Raw genomic sequence first — 13,235 nt, 5'->3', positions numbered from 1 at the left:
TGGGGTGTGTCGGTCCGCCGTGCAAGAGAGGAGAACCGTCTGTCCGGTGGCTGCCCGGTTGGCGCTGTCGACGATCTGTGACACAAGGGGGCGGATACGCCTGGCTGTGCGGGCACGCTGCGACGCCCTCCGCCAGGAGAACGAGCTCGCGGCCGGCTACAGCATCCGCACCTCGGTCTCGGTCTCGGTCTCGGTCTCGGTCACGGTCACGGGGAGCTTCGCCCACCAGTGGTGGTATCGGCCGTAGACCGCCGCCTCGCGGTCGCCGATGAGGGCTTTCAGGGACTGGGCCTCCTTGGTGAGTTCGTCCCAAGTGGCGGAGGACAGGGGGTGGAAGGCCGTGGCCTCGATGCCGTCCTTCAGCGGGCGCCACACTCCGGCCACATGACCGTCCACCAGCAAGGTGGGCAGTACGTCGCCGTTGCGTCGGATCACCCAGGGCCGGTAGGCCGGTGGTATCACCCGGCCGCGGTCGGCGTACGCCAGCAGAATGCTGTCCCACATGGCCATGAGCCGGGCAGGTGCGGGGGTTTCGGCGGGCGGCCGGGAGGCACCGGGAAGGTCGAACAGCGTCTCACCGTCCGGCCCCTGGAGCCGCTCGACCGTGTCGCCCAGCGCAAGGAGCGCCGCCCGGACGGGCGCCCTCTGCACCATGGCGAACTGGGCCACGTCCGCGACCGACGCGGGTCCGAAACCTGCCAGGTAGCGCAGGATCAAGGCCCGCAATGCCTGTGGGTCCACTTCCCGGCCCCTCGGCACGGGTCCGTTTCGGGCTGCCACGAAGGACGGCCGGATGCCGTAGGACCAGGGCGCGTCCGTCGGGGCATGGTGCAACGGCGCGTACGCCTTCAGCCCCCACCACGCCCCCTCCTTCTGCGCTGCGCCGAGCCGTTCCTGGACCCACGCCTGCATCTGTGCCGAGGTCCGCGGACGGTCGGCGAAGTCGAGCAGCTCCTGCACCAGCTCATCGGCGTCCGCCGGAGTCAGCCCCGAGGCGGCGAAGCGCGAGCCGAGCCGGGAGGCGTACAGCGTCGGCTGCATCGCCGTACGGAAGGCGGGATAGTCCTCGGCGTGCACGACGTGCAGGGTGATCCGCATCAGGGTGGCCTTGACCAGCGAACCCTCGGTGAACGCGGTGTCGAGGTCGGCCGCGGTGAAACCGGTGAGCCGGTTCCACAGGGCGAGGTAGGGCGAGACCGGCTGCTGCGCCTGGAGCGCGACCACGCGCCGCATGCCTTCCTGGACGCTCAGTGGCTCACGTGCCAGCAGCAGTTGGCGGCTGAGGGTCGCTCGGTTCAGTTCGCGCGCGGTGATCGTCACGGTTCAGGATTCTGCCCTTCCCGTACCTGAACGTCCGCCCGTCAGCCGGATCCCTCAGGCGGACCCCGCCGCGTCGTACGCGCTCAGGGCAGCCCGCAGCGTCAGAAGATCGGTGTGTGCGGCGAGGTCGAGTCCCGTCAGAGTGGCGATGCGGCGCAGGCGGTAGTCGACGGTGTTGGGGTGCACGTGCAGGCGTGCGGCCGTCTCGCGTCGGTCCAGGTTCGAGGCGAAGTACGTCCGCAGGGTCGCCGGCAGGTCCGGCCCGTCCGCCAAGGGGGTCAACAGCGCGGCCAGGTGGGCGCGGGCGGGGCTTGCGCGGGTGAGCTGGTAGTCGAGGAGCAGCGCGGTCAGGGGGTAGACGCCCGGCGGTCGACCCGTGCCCGCCGCGGTGTCGCGCAGCTCGGTGGCGAGGCGGACGGCGTGCGGGACTTGGGCCGGGGTGCTCGCGGCGACACCCGCGATCAGGGGAACTCCGCTGACCGTGATGAGGGATGCCGTCAGCCTCTCGAGGCGGGGCCGGTCGGTGTCGGCCGCTCGGTCCGGCGCTGCGTCGGACGGGATGAGCGCGAGGCCCTCGTCGGCGGACAGGCGGGAGAGGACGGGGTGGCCGAGGGCGCGGTCCAGCTCCGTACGCAGGCGTCTGATCTTGCGGCGGGATGCCACGGTGGCGTCGACGTCCTCGCGGTCCTCGTCGGGGTGGCGTCCGATGGTGAAGGCGAGCACCAGATAGCACGGCGGGAGGCGTATCCCCAGGTGGGCGGAGTCGAGTTGGGCGCCCCTGCCGTCCAGCAGGGCGGACAGGGCGGTGTGGCGGGCCGCGTCGCGCTCCCCTATCAGCGACTGGCTCTCCTCCACATAGCCGGAGGTGACGGCGGCCGTGATCTCCCGCAGGCAGTCGAGCAGCAGCCGGTGGGCCTCGATCAGATCGTGCGGTTCGACCGTCGCCGCCACCTCTTCCACGCAGATGCGGGCCCCGTAGTGGTAGGCACTGACGACCGCATCCACGGGGAGGCGTTCCTCCGCGCGCCTGGCCGCCGAGCGGCGCACCGCCTCCAGGAACTCCGGGGGCGGCATGCGTTCCGTACGCAGCACCTCGGCGAAGGCGCGGATCGTCATGCCGACGATGGCCCGGACGTCCCCGTGCAGTTCCTCGGCGGGCAGCCTCCCGTAGACCGGCAGGTCGTCCGCGATGCGCCGGGTGACGGTCGCGGCCAGCGTCGGCACGTCGGCAATCAGGAAACGGCTCACGCTTTTGTCACCGGGCACAACTGATCCCCTGAAAAGTCTGGTTGCGCGCCCAGAACAACAAGGCGGCGATGGCCCGGATCATAAGGGCGTCCGTTACCCCCGGTACACCCCACACAGGAGAGCCCGTGCGCCCCACACGCGCCCGCACCACCGCGGTCATGGCCGCCGCCCTGTCCGCCTGCGTCCTCGGAGCGCCGCCGGCCGGCGCGGTGTCTTCGCAGGTGTCTTCGCAGGTGTCTTCGCAGGTGTCTTCGCAGGCCGAGGAGCCTCTGGAGTACGTCGCCATCGGTGACTCGTTCGCGGCGGGCCCTCTCATCCCCGACCAGAGCCAGTGGTCCTGTCTGCGCTCCGGGCGGAACTACCCGGCCGTCGTCGCGGAAGCGTTGGACGCGCGGCTCACCGACGTCAGCTGCTCGGGCGCGCAGGTCGGCGACTTCTCCGGCCGCCAGTTCGGCCTGCTGCCGCCCCAGTACGAGGCCCTCAAGCCGAGCACCGACCTGGTGACCCTGACCATCGGCGGCAACGACGTCAGCCTCGTCAGCAAGGCACTCGGCTGCGTCAATCTCCTGCCGAAGCCGACGGGCGTCTCCTGCGCGGACACCGCCGCGGCCAAGGGAGACCCCACCGCGAAGGCCATCGACGCCTGGAGCGCCACCTTCGGCAAGGCCCTTGACGAGGTGCACCGGCGTGCGCCGAACGCCCGGATCGTCGTCGCGGGCTACGCCACCTACATCCGCAAGGACGGCTGCTGGCCCACCCAGCCCCTCTGGGACAAGGACGCCAACTACCTCCAGGCACGCGTGAACCAGCTCAACGGCGTGCTCGCCGAGCAGAGCCGGGCCCACGACGCCACGTACGTCGACACCGCCGCCGTCAGCGTCGGACACGACACCTGCGCCGCGCCGTCCGAGCGTTACATCGAGGGCCTGGTGCCCACCAGCGTCGCGGCGCCCCTGCATCCCAACGCCCGCGGGATGGCCGCTTTCGGGACAGCCGTCGCCCGGGCCGCGGCGCGTCCGTGACGGCCCGCACCCCAGGACAGGAGATCCCCATGCCGAAGCAGCAGAGGATGCGGCGGTCCGCTGCCGTATCGACCACGTCCAGAGTGCGGCGGTCCGCTGCCGTATCGACCACGCACAGAGTGCGGCGGTCCGCCACCGCGCTGGCCGCGTCGCTCGCGCTGTCGGCCGCGCTGACGGGCCAAGGCGTCGCGCAGCCGCCCACCGGCCCGGCAACAGCCGCCCGCACGGCCGACAGTTGCCCGCCGGTCGGCGGCCGCTGGGCCGACGACGGCCCCTTCGCCGTGACCAAGGAGCGCGCCGGGCCGGGTCACACCATCCTGCGCCCCACCGAACTCGCCAGCAGGGGATGCGCGAAGCACCCGGTGATCATCTGGGGCAACGGCTCGTTCGTGACCCCGGTCATCTACGACGGACTCCTGAAGCACCTCGCTTCACACGGTTTCATCGTGGTCGCCGCGAACACCACACAGGCGGGCTCCGGCACCGCCATGCTCAACGGCCTGGATGTGGTGAAGAAGGCCGACGCGGACCCCGGAAGTCCGTATTACGGCAAGGTCGATCTGGACAAGGTCGGTGCGTCGGGGCACTCGCAGGGCGGCGGCGGAGCGATCAACGCCGGAGCCGATCCGCGCGTCGATGTGACGGTCCCCGTCGAGCCGGGCCCCCAGGGCAGGATCGGCGAACTCAAGGGCCCCATGTTCATCCTCGGCGGCGAGCGCGACCTCGTGGTGATCCCCGAACTCCTGGTGATTCCCCGCTACAAGAGCGCCGGTCATGTCCCTGCCGTCTACGGGGAGTTGGCAGGAGCGTCGCATGTCACCCCCGCAGGAGACGGAGGTGGGTTCCGGGGCCCGATCACCGCGTGGTTCCGCTACTTCCTGATGGGTGATCAGGAAGCGCGCGCCGAGTTCTTCGACGGCTGCGGCGCGTGCTCCTCACCCGTCTGGTCGGACTTCCGGCGCAATGCCAAGGCAGTCGGCTACGAGGGCTGACGGCTGGCCCGGGGCCCACGCGGGGCGGGTGAATCGGCGGGGCACGAGGGCGTTGTGTCCTCGTCGCGCGGGCCCAGCCAGTGATCGAGGGCGGCAGCGGCGTCGGGGCAGTTCTCGCGGATGACGTCGAGGAAGGAGTTCAGCACCGAGGAGCGCTGCCCGGCGACGAAGGACAGGACCAGATCGGGCAGCGGCGCGCGCGGGGTCACCTCGCAGAACCACGTGCCCCGGCGCGGCGCCGACAGCACGCGGGAGGGCCCCAGACCTACCCCCACACCACAGGCGGCGAGGCCGATGATCCTGTGGATGTCACTCGCGACGGTCGCGCCGGAGAGAGCCGGGGAGTCCTTGCCCAGCAGGGCGCGCAGCCCGTCGACGACGGTGGGCTCCTCCACGCCGGACGCCACGATCAGCGACACCCTCCCGGGCAGTCACAGCCCGTTCGCCGCCCGGCCCCGGGAGCTCGCCGCGGCTCTGCTGCTGTGAACGAGTCGTCCGGTGATACGGAGGGCTTCATCCATGTTGGTTCGTCTCGACGAACTGTGCCCCTTCCGGCTCGCATAGCGTCGCAGACATGTATCCGAGGAGGAGTCGCAGGTGACCGAAGATCTGAACAGCCGAATGGTCGTCGCCGACACGCACCCGGTGAGCGGCGCTCTGCCGGGGCAGCCGGCGCTTCACCTTCCCGCGATGCTCGCGGACCTCGAGGAACTGGTGGAGTGCGAGTCCTTCTCCTGCGACCTGGATGCGGTGGCGCGCAGCGCGGACGTCGTGGCCGCGCAGGGGGCCCGTCATCTGGGCGTCCCGCCCGAACGCCTCGTCGTCGACGGCGTCACTCACCTGCGGTGGTCCTTCGGCACACCCCGGGTGCTGCTGCTCGGACACCACGACACGGTCTGGCCGATGGGCTCGCTGACCACTCACCCATGGTCGGTGAACGACGGCATCGCGCGCGGCCCGGGGATCTTCGACATGAAGGCCGGGCTTGTGCAGATGTTCCACGCCCTGGCCTCGCTGCCCTCCTTGGAGGGGATCTGTGTCCTGGTGACCGGCGACGAGGAGGTCGGTTCGGACGCGTCGCGGGCGCTGATCGAGGAAGTGGCCGGGCGGTGTGCGGCGACCTTCGTCCTGGAAGCGTCGGCGGACGGCGGCGCCCTGAAGACGGCCCGCAAGGGCACCTCCGCCTACGAGTTGGTGGTGCACGGCAAGGCGGCCCACTCCGGCCTCGAGCCGGAGAAGGGCATCAACGCGGCGGTGGAGGCCGCGCATCTGACCCTCGCCCTTGACGGGCTGGCCGAGGAGATCAACATCGACGCCCCGCGGGACTGGCGAACCACCGTGGTCCCCACGGTGGTCGGGGCGGGCACGACGACCAACACGGTGCCCGCGGAGGCACGCGTCTCGGTGGACGTCCGCGTCCCGACCCTCAGCGCACAGGAGCGGGTGGACGTGGCGATGCGCGCGCTGAAGACCACCGTTCCCGGAGCGGGCCTCGTCGTACGCGGCGGGCCCAACCGGCCACCGCTGGAGGCGGCTTCGTCCGCCGACCTGTTCGAGCGGGCCCAGCGTCTCGCAGGGCGGCTGGGCCTGGGCCCGATCTCCTCGGCGGCGGTCGGCGGAGCGTCCGACGGGAACTTCACCGCGGGGCTCGGCTGCCCCACTCTCGACGGCCTGGGCGCTGTCGGCGGCGGTGCGCACGCCGACCACGAGCACCTGGTCGTCGCCGAGATGGTCCCCCGCGCCCGGCTGCTCGCCGCCCTCGTCGAGGAGGTCGCCCGGTGAGCATCGTCGACGTACAGGAACCGGCCGCACCGCACGGTCTCGTCGTCAAGGAGCTGCACGAACTGCACGAACTGGAAGGCGCCAACGCACTGTTCGAGACGATCTGGGGCAGTTCGCCCGGCAGTTCGCCCATGGGAGTCGAGCAGATGCGGGCGCTGTCCCACGCGGGCAACTACGTCGCGGGAGCCTTTGACGACGGCCGGCTCGTCGGCGCGTCCGTGGCCTTCTTCGCGGCCCCGGCCGGAGAGGCGCTGCACTCGCACGTCACCGGTGCGCTCCCCGGCCGTCGAGCGGGCCTGGCCCTCAAACTCCACCAGCGCCGGTGGGCCTTGGCCCGCGGGCTGCGACGGATCACGTGGACCTACGACCCGCTGGTGCGGCGCAACGCCCACTTCAACCTGGCCAAGCTGGGCGGCCGGCCGGTGGAGTACCTCACCAGCTTCTACGGGGCGATGGACGACGTGATCAACGGCGGCGACGACACCGATCGGGCCCTCATCGCCTGGGAGTTGAACGAGGACGCCGCCATCGCCGCCTCGGCATCGCGCCCCGTGCCCGTGGCGGTACCCGCCGATGCCGCGACCGCGCTGTCCGTGCGCGACGGCCTGCCCGCTGTCCACCCCGGGGACGCCGCGACGCTGCTGGTCGAGGTCCCGCCGGACATCGAGGGGCTTCGCCGCACCGACCCCGGCGCTGCGAAGGAGTGGCGCCTCGCGATGCGCGAAGTACTCGGCGGCCTCCTCGCCGACGGCGCCCGCGTCACCGGCTTCCACAACCGGACCTCCTACGTCATCACGCGCGACACCACCGCGTGACCCCCGCCCCCTCTCCTTCGCCCCACCCTCACCCCTCCCTCAGGAGCCAAGCAGCATGAAGATCAACGGAATTGAACTGCGCCGTATCGCGATGCCCCTGCGGGCTCCGTTCCGCACCTCCTTCGGTGTCGAGACCGCCCGCGACGTCCTGCTCGTCCGCGTGGTCACGCCCGACGCCGAGGGCTGGGGAGAGTGCGTCGCCATGTCCGAACCGCGCTACTGCTCCGAGTACGTCGACGGGGCGGCCGATGTGCTGCGCCGCTTCCTGATCCCGGCGCTGCCCGCCGTGGCGGACGCGCACGCGGTCAAGCGCGCCATGAAGCCGTTCAAGGGCCACAAGATGGCCAAGGCGGCACTGGAGACTGCCGTACTCGACGCCCAACTGCGCGCCACGGGCCAGTCCTTCGGAGCGTTCCTCGGCGCCGAGCGCGAGCGCGTACCGTGCGGTGTCTCGGTCGGCATCATGGACTCGATCCCCGAACTCCTCGACGCCGTGGGCGGTTTCATCGACGAGGGCTACGTACGCATCAAGCTCAAGATCGAGCCCGGCTGGGACCTGGCTCCGGTCCGCGCGGTGCGGGAGCGCTTCGGCGACGACCTGCTGCTCCAGGTGGACGCCAACGCCGCTTACACCCTGGCCGACGCCCGTCAGCTCGCCAAGCTCGACGCCTTCGACCTCCTGCTCATCGAGCAGCCACTGGCCGACGACGACCTGGTCCAGCACGCCGCGCTCGCCAAGCAGTTGCGTACGCCGGTGTGCCTGGACGAGTCCATCGAGTCCGCCGAGGACGCCGCCGCGGCCATCACGCTGGGCGCCGCCTCGATCATCAACATCAAGCCGGGCCGGGTCGGCGGCTATCTGGAGGCCAAGGCCATTCACGACCTGTGCGTGGCCCACGGCGTCCCCGTGTGGTGCGGCGGCATGCTGGAGACCGGGATCGGTCGCGCCGCCAACGTCGCGCTGGCCGCGTTGCCTGGCTTCACCCTGCCCGGCGACACTTCGGGTTCGAGCCGCTACTTCGCCACGGACGTCACCGCGCCCTTCGAACTCGCAGACGGCCAACTCGACGTCCCCACCGGACCGGGGCTCGGTGTCGAACCGGTCGACGAGATCCTTGAGCAGGTGACCACGGCGAAGGAGTGGATCCAGTTGTAGCGGCTCGGCGGGCTCGTAGCGGCTCTGCGGGATCATGGAGGGATGACCGCCTTTTACCATGTGTGCTTCGCAGTCCCGGACATCGAGCGGGCGATGCGGGACTTTCGGCGTTCGGCCGGGGTCGAGTGGAGTGACCCCGTGTCCGACCGGCTCGGTGAGTGGGACTACCGCATCGTCTTCACCACGGGCGGGCCGCCCTTCATCGAGCTCATCGAAGGGCCTTCGGGCAGCCCCTGGGACTCGTCCGAGGGAGCCAGGTTCGATCACATCGGCTTCTGGACCAGCGATGTGCGGCAAGGCTCCCGGCGGCTGGAGGAAGAGGGCATGCCCCTGGGCTTCTCCGGCTGCCCCTTTGGCCGGCCGTTCGCCTATCACCAGATGGACAGCATCGGTGCGCGGATCGAACTCGTCGACGTGAGCAGGCAGGCCGCTTTCCTCAGCCGGTGGCATCCAGTTGGGGAGCCGATGCCCGTCATCGACGAGCCGTCCGGAAGCGGAGCTTGAGGCGACTCCCAGGGATCGCCACCCGCCGCCGTCTCACTCCCGCGTGTCCGTGCCCGCGGGACGCATCAACCGCAGCTGCAGCATGAGAGCGAAACGCACCGAGGGGTCCCGTAGATCGATCTGCGCCACCTCGGAGACCCGGCGGACGCGGTAGCGGAAGGTGTTGGGGTGGACGAACACGCTCGCCGACGCGCCGATGACGTCACCGAAGGCGTCAAGCCACGCGCGCAGCGTCTCGACCAGGTGAGAGCGGTGCTTGGTGTCGTAGTCCACCAACCGGGCCACCGGGCCGAGCAGTTCGTCCCCCTGCACCGCGGCCAGGTCCCGCAGATCAAGGAGCAGAGCATCGATGTGCACGTCGCCGATGGTGGCCACCCGCCTGCTGCCCAGGTCACTCATCAGCACCCGCAGCGCCCGGTCCGCCCTGGTGCGTGACCGGCCCAGCGCCGACGGGTCGCTCGCCACCGACCCGATGCCGATCGCCACCTGCGCCCGCTTCCCGGCACGCTCCAGGAAATTGTCCGCGATCTGCACCGCCCGCTCCCGGCCGGCCACGGGGTCCGCGGGCACCGGAACCACGGCGTACGCGACATCGCCCAGCAGTGCGAGAGCCGACCGTGGCTGCACCGCGTTCAGATGGATACCCAGAGCGCTGGTCAACCGCTGGCGTTCCGCCGCCAGCTGAGCGTGATCACCCTTCTCCCCGGCGAGGCCCATGGCCATCACCACCGTGGGCTCCTTCACCAGGCCGAGACGGTCCAGGGCGTCCACCGCGCCCGTGCCGCCTTCAAGCACCGTGCTCACAAGGTCGGCCCGCAGCCGGTTCTGCGCGTCGGCGCCCGCCCGGTGGCGCAGCAGGTGCAGCGCGACGAGTTTCGCCGCGTCCTGAAACGCCTGCTCACGATCAGGGGTCAACGGCTCCTCGACCGCGGCCCACACCGAACCCAGGAACTCGTCACCGGCGCGTACCGCGACGGCCACCCGCGGGATGGCCGTCTCCCCCTCCTCGACCGTGGCCGGGGCGATGTGCACGGGGCGGTCGCTGCGGTACAGCTCACTGAAGACGCCGCGGCTCTCCAGGATCCGCAGATATCCGTCCGGCACCCGGCGGGCCAGGATGGTGGCGACGCGCGACTGGTCCGCCTCGTCCTGACGGCCCGAGAAGGCCAGGATGCGCTGGCGGCGATCCTCGATCGTGATCGGCGCGTCCAGCAGCGTCGCGACGGCATTGGCCAGCGCGAACAGATCACCGGAAGGGACCCCTCCGAGCGACTCCGCCCCCGCGTCACCGACATCCCCCTCGGTCAGCAGCGTCCGCAGGAGCTCCGTCAGCTGCGACCACGAAGCGCCCTGCGTCAAACTGACCAGGACCACCCCCGAGGCCGCCGACGCAGCGGCAAGTGCCTCGTCGCGCTCCACCGGGCCGCGCACCACCAAGGCCGCGACGCCGTGCTCGCCCAGCTCGTGCAGGAGCCGGGCGATCCCCTCTGCCCCGTAGACGCCGACGCCCAGCACGATGGCGCTCGGCGGGTACGCGACCACGTCCCCCGGGTCGTGGATGACCACCCCGCCCACCTCGTCGACAAGCTCGGGGCTTCCATGGACAAGGTCGAGCAGGGCAGGACTGAAGTCCTCAAGAACTCGGACAAGACTGGTGCGAAGGTTCCTCGGCACGTCACGGATCACCACCTCAGGCTATGAGGGCGACTGTCACTGACGTTCGTGTGGGGGAACAAGTCGGCGAAGGGAAATCGTCGCCGCGTACCAACGGGCCGGCGTCATATCGTGCGTCGTCGTGCGTCGCCGTGCGGCAGAGCGCCCACGCCTCCCCCATCAGGAGCCGGTCGACGCCGCGCGCTCAGCGGCCGCGCAGAGCCTTCCAGTCGTCCTCGAGAATCGAGTACTGGACGATGTCGTGCCACACCCCGTCCACATGGCCGTAGTGCCGCAGCCGCCCCTCCCGCACCATGCCGGCCTTCTCGATGGCTCGCTGCGCGGCAACGTTCGACGGCATGAATCCCGACCAGACGCGGTGCAGGCCGAGCCGGTCGAACCCGAGGACGCCCAGCAGGAAACCGATTTCGACGCTGTGGCCCACGCTGACCCGGTCGGCGCGCAGGGCCAGCCCCACTTCCGCGCTGCGGTAGCCGACGCGGACCATCCCGCCCTCGCCCGACTGGTCCTCGACGATCAGCTTCGCCGAGCCGATCAGCTCGCCCGTCGCGATCTCGCTGACGCCCAGGCGGTAGTGCGAGCGAGGGGTCCGCCGGGCGCCTGCCCTGGCCTGCTCGACCAGTGCCGCGGCGTCAGGGCGCCGGAAGGGCGGCATTCCGAACTCCCGGGTCGTACGGGGGTCGCCGAAGATGCCGAGTACTCCGTCGACATCGCTGGGCAGGAACTCCCGCAGTCGCAGCGTGGTGCCTTCGATGAGAACCGCACGCTGCTCCGACACCGGGGGCGGCCGTTCATCGATCCGCGCCAGGGGCGATTCCCGCGGAGGCCATAGGTGGACCTGCTGCCGCTCGGCTTCCAGGCGATCCGTCATCTGTTGACTCCTTGGTGAGGTTTCGTCGGGCCGAACGACACGCGCGTGACCCAGAGTGGTTTCCGCGCGCGGATCGCAGGAAGGAAGTTGGCCAGCGGCAGGACCCACCCGCAGAGGAAACCCCGGCCCCGCGGTTCGCGGACTGCGCGCACGGCGGAAATATTCGAGTGCACCGCGCGCAGCTTCCGCTGTTCCGCCGGTGTCATTCCCCAGAGCATCGGCGGCGGACGGTACCCGGCGGGGTACTTCCACCGGCCACGTTCGGTGCGGGCGGCCATCCAGGCGGGCGGGGTGTCGAACACCAGCTCCGCTCCGGGGAATCGGGCGGCGCACGCCTCGATGAGCCGGTGAACCACATCCCGCGGGAGATACATCAGCATCCCCTGGGCGAGGATCAACACCCCGCGCGAGACGTCGACTTCGTCCATCCACCGTGTGTCGGTGGCCGAACAGGGCAGCGTACGGTGCCGTGGCTCGTCCGGCAGCAGCCGCCTGCGCAGCGCCGCAACCTCGGGCAGGTCGACCCCGAGCCAGCGCACGGTGCCGTTGTCCACCCGCCAGAACTGCGTCTCCAGACCCTCCCCGAGCGAGACGACCATGCCGTCCGGGTGTTCCCTGAGGAAACGTCGCACCTCGCGGTCATAACAGCGCGCCCGTACCGCCATCCCTTGGGCGTAACCCCAGTTGCCGGTGCCGAACCGCCCCTCGAAGGGGTAGTCGACGGCGTCGATCACCTCGATCGCTTTCGGGTCCCTCAGTGCCGAGCCGGGGTCCTTCGCGGCCAGAGCGCGGTGGTGCAACGTCCATAGCGTCGTCTCGGCGACGCCATCCAACTCGGCCTTCCGCTTCTGTCCGTTCATCCGGCGATGGTCACAACACTGTCGCCGCCCCAGCAAGGAGCGTCACTCCTGCGAGCGCATAGATCACTCCTTCAGTTGGGATTTCCCACAACCCGCCACGCGCCGAACACTCGAACCTTTGATTCCTGCCGCAAAAGGAGTGGTGCACACCGCACACGAGAAAGGTGGGCCCGTCACGTGCGAACGGAAACGGGCCCACCCACAGCGTCCTCGGGAACGCATGCGGCCACCGTACGAGCAGCCGCGCGGCTGCGCCTGCCGTGCAGGCATCTGCTCGTCCGGGGGGCGCTGGGCGTTTCACGCCACCGGGGCGGTGACCTCTCCCGTCGGGCCGCTGTCCTCGGGCGACTCCCCTTCGGGGCCCAGCGGGCGTCCCTCCCACACCAGGGCCTGCCAGCCCTCGCCGGGCGAGCCCTCCAGGATCACCACGCCCGTGTTGCGCAGCGGGTGACCGGACGCGTACGCCACGTCGACGTTGCCCGCCCGGGCCGCCACCCACGTGCGGATCACGGCGCCGTGGCTGACCATCGCCACCGTCTCCGCCCCCGTCGCGGCGGCCTCGGCGACGACGGCGTCGAAGCGTCCCAAGGCCTCCACGCCGTTCTCGCCACCGGGCATCCTGCGCTCGGTGTCCCCGCCGGACCAGGCGAAGGCGGTGGCCATGTAGACGGCGGCGGCCTCGTCGTCGCCCCGCATCTCCAGGTCCCCGGCGAACAGCTCCCGGATCCCGTCCCGGATCTGGACCTCAAGCCCCGTCGCGGCCGCGAGGGGCGCGGCGGTCAACTGGGTGCGCAGCAGCGTGGAGACGTACAGGGCATCGATCTTCTCCGCCGCCAGCGCCTCCGGCACCGCGGCCGCCTGGTCCTGCCCCAGCGGCGTCAGCCCCGGGCCCGGCGCCCCGGTGTCCAAGAGGTGCTTGAGGTTGGACGGGGTCTGACCATGGCGTATGAGCAGCAGGCGCATGCGGGGGGACTACCTTCCCTGGGCGAAG

At 70.8% G+C, this 13,235-nt stretch carries 12 protein-coding genes and 1 pseudogene; 6 read left to right on the top strand and 7 right to left on the bottom strand.

Annotation, left to right across the window (positions count from 1 at the left end):
* Positions 1-156: 156 nt before the first annotated feature.
* On the bottom strand, positions 157-1,320 hold the full coding sequence (locus tag ACZ5WE_RS20055) for a winged helix DNA-binding domain-containing protein (protein WP_467693725.1): 1,164 nt from the start codon (positions 1,318-1,320) through the stop codon (positions 157-159).
* A gap of 54 nt (positions 1,321-1,374) precedes the next feature.
* A complete protein-coding gene (locus ACZ5WE_RS20050) occupies positions 1,375-2,568 on the bottom strand; it encodes a PucR family transcriptional regulator (protein WP_467693726.1) in 1,194 nt (397 codons plus the stop codon).
* 125 nt (positions 2,569-2,693) lie between these two features.
* Here ACZ5WE_RS20050 and ACZ5WE_RS20045 point away from each other — a divergent pair, with 125 nt between their 5' ends.
* Entirely contained in the window at positions 2,694-3,590 is an 897-nt protein-coding gene (locus ACZ5WE_RS20045) for an SGNH/GDSL hydrolase family protein (RefSeq protein ID WP_467693728.1), read from the top strand.
* Positions 3,591-3,619: 29 nt separating this feature from the next.
* On the top strand, positions 3,620-4,582 hold the full coding sequence (locus ACZ5WE_RS20040; RefSeq protein ID WP_467693729.1) for a poly(ethylene terephthalate) hydrolase family protein: 963 nt from the start codon (positions 3,620-3,622) through the stop codon (positions 4,580-4,582).
* Here ACZ5WE_RS20040 and ACZ5WE_RS20035 read toward each other — a convergent pair.
* Positions 4,570-4,995: pseudogene (locus ACZ5WE_RS20035) on the bottom strand (hypothetical protein); the annotation flags it as partial. The gene ACZ5WE_RS20040 and the pseudogene ACZ5WE_RS20035 overlap by 13 nt on opposite strands.
* 277 nt (positions 4,996-5,272) lie before the next feature.
* On the opposite strand from ACZ5WE_RS20035, the gene ACZ5WE_RS20030 reads away from it, so the two are divergent.
* The 4 genes from ACZ5WE_RS20030 to ACZ5WE_RS20015 are packed head-to-tail and all read left to right on the top strand — an operon-like array spanning position 5,273 to position 8,839.
* A complete protein-coding gene (locus ACZ5WE_RS20030) occupies positions 5,273-6,364 on the top strand; it encodes a M20 family metallopeptidase (protein ID WP_467693947.1) in 1,092 nt (363 codons plus the stop codon).
* Positions 6,361-7,179 carry a GNAT family N-acetyltransferase gene (locus ACZ5WE_RS20025; RefSeq protein ID WP_467693731.1) on the top strand — a complete coding sequence of 273 codons (819 nt, stop codon included), beginning with the start codon at positions 6,361-6,363 and terminating at the stop codon, positions 7,177-7,179. Before ACZ5WE_RS20030 ends, ACZ5WE_RS20025 begins: the two co-directional genes overlap by 4 nt.
* A gap of 55 nt (positions 7,180-7,234) precedes the next feature.
* On the top strand, positions 7,235-8,335 hold the full coding sequence (gene menC, locus ACZ5WE_RS20020) for an o-succinylbenzoate synthase (RefSeq protein ID WP_467693733.1): 1,101 nt from the start codon (positions 7,235-7,237) through the stop codon (positions 8,333-8,335).
* Positions 8,336-8,377: 42 nt separating this feature from the next.
* Entirely contained in the window at positions 8,378-8,839 is a 462-nt protein-coding gene (locus tag ACZ5WE_RS20015; RefSeq protein ID WP_467693734.1) for a VOC family protein, read from the top strand.
* A 33-nt stretch (positions 8,840-8,872) separates the two neighbouring features.
* Here ACZ5WE_RS20015 and ACZ5WE_RS20010 read toward each other — a convergent pair whose 3' ends face one another.
* From ACZ5WE_RS20010 to ACZ5WE_RS19995, 4 genes are all read right to left on the bottom strand, one after another.
* A complete protein-coding gene (locus tag ACZ5WE_RS20010; protein ID WP_467693736.1) occupies positions 8,873-10,525 on the bottom strand; it encodes a PucR family transcriptional regulator in 1,653 nt (550 codons plus the stop codon).
* A 172-nt stretch (positions 10,526-10,697) separates the two neighbouring features.
* On the bottom strand, positions 10,698-11,384 hold the full coding sequence (locus ACZ5WE_RS20005) for a GNAT family N-acetyltransferase (RefSeq protein WP_467693738.1): 687 nt from the start codon (positions 11,382-11,384) through the stop codon (positions 10,698-10,700).
* The gene (locus tag ACZ5WE_RS20000) at positions 11,381-12,244 is read right to left on the bottom strand and encodes a class I SAM-dependent methyltransferase (RefSeq protein WP_467693740.1); all 864 of its coding nucleotides are present in this window, start codon (positions 12,242-12,244) and stop codon (positions 11,381-11,383) included. Before ACZ5WE_RS20000 ends, ACZ5WE_RS20005 begins: the two co-directional genes overlap by 4 nt.
* A gap of 297 nt (positions 12,245-12,541) precedes the next feature.
* Positions 12,542-13,207, bottom strand: a complete 666-nt coding sequence (locus ACZ5WE_RS19995; protein WP_467693742.1) for a histidine phosphatase family protein — start codon at positions 13,205-13,207, stop codon at positions 12,542-12,544.
* Positions 13,208-13,235: the final 28 nt, after the last annotated feature.

It is taken from the genome of Streptomyces sp. NPDC033180, assembly GCF_055577645.1.
This window is presented reverse-complemented; position numbering and strand designations above follow the sequence as displayed.

What these genes read in the sequence shown, in the direction of transcription:
- ACZ5WE_RS20040 (WP_467693729.1), top strand. Translation starts at nt 3,620, where the DNA reads ATGCCGAAGCAGCAGAGGATGCGGCGGTCCGCTGCCGTATCGACCACG.
- ACZ5WE_RS20030 (WP_467693947.1), top strand. Translation starts at nt 5,273, where the DNA reads ATGCTCGCGGACCTCGAGGAACTGGTGGAGTGCGAGTCCTTCTCCTGC.
- menC (WP_467693733.1), top strand. Translation starts at nt 7,235, where the DNA reads ATGAAGATCAACGGAATTGAACTGCGCCGTATCGCGATGCCCCTGCGG.
- ACZ5WE_RS20015 (WP_467693734.1), top strand. Translation starts at nt 8,378, where the DNA reads ATGACCGCCTTTTACCATGTGTGCTTCGCAGTCCCGGACATCGAGCGG.
- ACZ5WE_RS20005 (WP_467693738.1), bottom strand. Translation starts at nt 11,384, where the DNA reads ATGACGGATCGCCTGGAAGCCGAGCGGCAGCAGGTCCACCTATGGCCT.
- ACZ5WE_RS20000 (WP_467693740.1), bottom strand. Translation starts at nt 12,244, where the DNA reads ATGAACGGACAGAAGCGGAAGGCCGAGTTGGATGGCGTCGCCGAGACG.
- ACZ5WE_RS19995 (WP_467693742.1), bottom strand. Translation starts at nt 13,207, where the DNA reads ATGCGCCTGCTGCTCATACGCCATGGTCAGACCCCGTCCAACCTCAAG.